This is a genomic window from Micromonospora sp. ATA51 (assembly GCF_016802855.1).
In the GTDB taxonomy this organism is placed as follows: Bacteria; Actinomycetota; Actinomycetes; order Mycobacteriales; family Micromonosporaceae; genus Micromonospora; species Micromonospora sicca.
In genome coordinates this window covers 1-3,855 of the sequence record NZ_JAEVHJ010000465.1, presented here as the reverse complement: position 1 = coordinate 3,855, position 3,855 = coordinate 1, and the positions used below count along the sequence as shown (strand labels likewise).

The 3,855-nt window shown below is 75.6% G+C and carries 4 protein-coding genes; all 4 read left to right on the top strand.

Annotation, left to right across the window (positions count from 1 at the left end):
- A partial coding sequence (locus JNW87_RS35990; RefSeq protein ID WP_238455237.1) for a multicopper oxidase domain-containing protein occupies nt 1-892 on the top strand: 892 nt, incomplete at its 5' end.
- Complete coding sequence (locus JNW87_RS35985; RefSeq protein ID WP_238455236.1) at nt 886-2,805, top strand: hypothetical protein; 1,920 nt, start codon at nt 886-888, stop codon at nt 2,803-2,805. The genes JNW87_RS35990 and JNW87_RS35985, both read left to right, overlap by 7 nt.
- A gap of 206 nt (nt 2,806-3,011) precedes the next feature.
- Complete coding sequence (locus tag JNW87_RS35980; protein WP_238455235.1) at nt 3,012-3,329, top strand: hypothetical protein; 318 nt, start codon at nt 3,012-3,014, stop codon at nt 3,327-3,329.
- A gap of 5 nt (nt 3,330-3,334) precedes the next feature.
- Nucleotides 3,335-3,855: copper resistance protein CopC (locus JNW87_RS35975; RefSeq protein WP_238455234.1), on the top strand; the 521-nt coding region annotated here is incomplete at its 3' end.

The following is a 3,855-nucleotide window of genomic DNA, read 5'->3' as shown; positions in this document are numbered from 1 at the left end:
ACCGGCTGCCAGCTCTCCGCTGGCACGGCCAGCTGCGACCTGTGGGCGAAGCCGGGCACGGTGGTGCTGCCCGGCGCCGCCGCCCCGGTGCCGATCTGGGGGCTTCGCGTCGACCGACGCGGCGCCGGCCACCCTGCCCGGGCCGGTGCTGGTGGTCGACCAGGGCCAGGCGGTCACCATCACCGTGCACAACGGACTCGCCGACAACCTGGCGCTGGCGCTGCCCGCGGTCACCGGGCTGGTTCCGGACCGTACCGGCGCCGCCCCCGGCGGCACCCGCAGCTACACCTTCACCGCCGCCCGGCCCGGCACCTACCTGTACGAGGCCGGCCACACCGCACTCGGCGCCCGCCAGGTCGCGATGGGCCTGGTCGGCGCGCTGGTGGTCCGCGCCCCCGCGGTCGGCGGGCGGCCCAGCGGGTACGGCGACGCCGCCTCGGTCTACGACGACGAGGCGGTGCTGGTGCTCACCGAGGTCGACCCGGCCTTCAACGCCGCGCCGTCGACCTACGACATGCGCTCCTACGCGCCGAAGTACCGCCTGATCAACGGCAAGGCGTTCCCGGAGACCGACGTGATCGCCACCGACGTCAACCGGCGGGTGCTGCTGCGCTACGTGGCCGCCGGGGTGCAGCCGCACCCGATGACGCTGCTCGGCCTCGACCAGTCGGACGTCGGCCAGGACGCCCGCCCGGCCGCGTACCCGGAGGCGGCGGTGACCCTGCCGCTGCAGCCAGGTCAGGCGGTCGACGCGGTGGTGGCCGTGCCGGCCGGGCCGGACGGGCGGCGGTTCGCCCTGCTGGAGTCCGGCGGCAGCTCAACAACGCCGGCCAGCGCTACGGGTCCACGATCACCGGGGTCAGCCCGCAGCAGGCCTTCGGCGGCATGCTGACCTTCCTGGACACCAACCCGCCGCCGGTCAGCGGCGACCACGTCGGACCGACCGCCGCGAACGTGCGGGCCGCCCCGAACCCGGCCAGCGTCCTGGACGCCGTCACCGTCACCGCCGACTTCACCGACGCGGGCAACGGCAATTCGGTGGTGGACCGGGCCGAGGCGGTCGTCGACGACCTGCGGGTGGCCGAGGGGACGAGCATCCCGTTCACCGCCGCCGGCTTCGGCGCCGGCCCGACCGTCACCGGGGCCACCGCCGCGATCCCGGCCGCGCTGCTCACCACCCTGACGCAGGGCCGGCACACCGTCTACGTCCGCGGTCACGACGCCGCCGGGAACTGGGGCGTGGTCGGCAGCACCACGCTGAACCTCGCCGTCACCGGCGCGGTCACCACCGGGGTGACGCTGACCCCGAACCCGACCGCCGGCACCGGCGACATCGCCCTCTCGGCCAGCGGCGACGACAGCGGCCTCGGCGGCACGGTCACCGGCGCGGAGTACTTCGTCGACACCACCGGGGCTGACGGCGCGGGCACCGCGCTGACCCTGGCCAGTCCCGGCGCGGCGGTCACCGCCGAGTCGGGCGTCATCCCCGCGGTGGTGGCCGCCGCCCTCGCCGAGGGGCGGCACACCGTGCTGGTGCACACCCGGGATTCGTTCAACCTCTGGGGCCCGTACGCCGCCGCCGACCTGGTGGTGGACCGGACGGTGCCGACCCTGCTCTCCGGCGCCGTGGAGCCCGCCGCCACCAACGGCAGCACCGGGTCGGCCTCCGACCCGACCGACCTGCGGATCAACGCCGCGTTCACCGACCCGGCCGGCGCCGGCGTGCGTTCCACCGTCGCCGCAGCGGAGGGCTTCCTGGACGTCGGCGGCGCCGACGGGACGGGCTTCACCTTCGTCGCCCTCGACGGCTCGTTCAACGGCGCCACCGAGAACACCTACGGGCTGCTGCCGCTGACCGAGCTGACCGGGGTCGCCGACGGCACGCACCAGGTGCTGGTCCACGCCCGCGACGCGGCCGGCAACTGGGGGCCGCTCACCGCGGTCACCTTCGTCCTCGACCGGACCGGGCCGGTGATCGGGGCGGTCACCGCCACCCCGAACCCGACCGCCCGCGCGGCGTCGCTCACGCTGACCGCCACCGCGACGGACGCGCTCTCGGCGGTCACCGCCGCCGAGTGGTACGAGGGCGCCGACCCGGGTGTCGGCAAGGGCCGCGCCATGACGGTCAGCGGAACCGCCCTGTCCACCACGATCGCCCTGAACGGGTTCAGCCGCGGCAGCCACACGCTGCGGGTCCGGGCCCGGGACGCGCTCGGTAACTGGGGCGCGGCCGGCTCGGTGACGGTCAGCGTCGACCCGCCCAACGCGATCTTCGCCGACGCGTTCACCGGCGGCACCGGCGCCTGGTCGCAGGTCGTCGGCACGGTCTCCGCCGGCTCCGGGCAACTGGTCGCCGGCACGGTCGGGTACGTGGTGGACGCCACCCCGGTCGGCGAGCGCACCTTCCACGCGAAGTTCGACGTCACCCTCGGCACGTTCAACCCGCAGACCGCGACGGTCACCGTCTACCAGGCCCGCAACGCCTCCGGCGGGGCCCTGGCGGTGGTGCAGTACCGGCGCAGCAACGGCATCAACCAGTTCCGGCTGGGGCTGCTCCGGCCGGCCGGCTGGGCGTACACCGGCTGGGTGGCGGCCTCCGGCGGGACGGTCCGCCTCGATTGGGCCTCGGCCACCGCGGGCTCGGCCACGCTGAAGGTCGGCGCGGTCACCGTGGGGACGCTGACCGGCGACACCAGCGGCTACCCGGTGGAGTCGGCGGCCCTGGGCCTGGTGGCCCGGACCGCCACCACCAGCGGCTCGCTGAGCTTCGACAACTACGCCTCCACCCGCTACACCGCACCCTGACGTCGCTCGGGGGCCGGGCGCCGGCCCGGCCCCCACCGTCCACCGAGGAGTCCAGACGATGGTCGCGATCCCGTTCCGCCTCTCGCGTCGCCACGCCGGCCGGGCGGTGCTCCTGCTGCTCGTCGTCGCGCTGGTCGCGGTGTCGATCGTCCGCTTCGGCGGGTACGCCTCGGCCCGGCAGGCTACGCCGTCCCGCACGACGTCAGTTGGAGGCCACCCTCGGCGTCCGCTTCACCCAGGCCGCCGTCGTCGGCGACGGCGGCCTGGTGGAGCTGCGCTACGTCGTGCTCGACACGCAGAAGGCCTCCGCCTTCCAGAACGACACGAAACATCCGCCCCGGCTGCGCAACGAGCGCTCCGGCAAGCTGGCCTGGCGGGCGGCGCTGATGAAGCAGGGCCACGAGCTGCGCCCCGGGCAGAGCTACTACCTGCTCTACCTGAACAACGGCGGCGCCATCAAGCGCGGCGACAAGATCGAGATCACCTCGGGGCCGCGCCGGCTGGCCCACGTCCCGGTCCGGTGACCCCGGTGCGCCGACTCGCCCGGGTCCTCGCCGTCCTCGCCCTCGCGGGCTTGACCGTGCCGGTCGGGTCCGCGCCGGCGCAGGCGCACGCGTACCTGGCCCGCAGCGCGCCCGCCGACGGCGCGGTGCTCGACCGGGCGCCCGAGACGCTGACCCTCTCCTTCACCGAGCACGTGGAGCTCTCCGCCGCCCGGATCACCCTGACGGACGGCGATGGCCGGCAGTGGGCGGTGACCCGGCTGGTCCTGCGGGACGCCGACGGCGCGCCGGCCGCCGAGGACGCCGACAGCGAGGAGCCGGTGACGCTGGTCGCCGGCCTGCCCGCGTTGCCGGCGAACACGTACCACATCTCCTGGCGGACGCTCTCCTCCGACGATCTGCACACCACCAGCGGCACCCTGGTCTTCGGGGTGGGCCGGCAGGTCACCGCCGCCGGCACCGCCGGGCCGGTCGCCCCGGGCCCCCGGGAGACCGTGGCCCGCGCCCTCGGACTGCTCGGCCTCGCCGTCCTGCTCGGCGGCGCCGC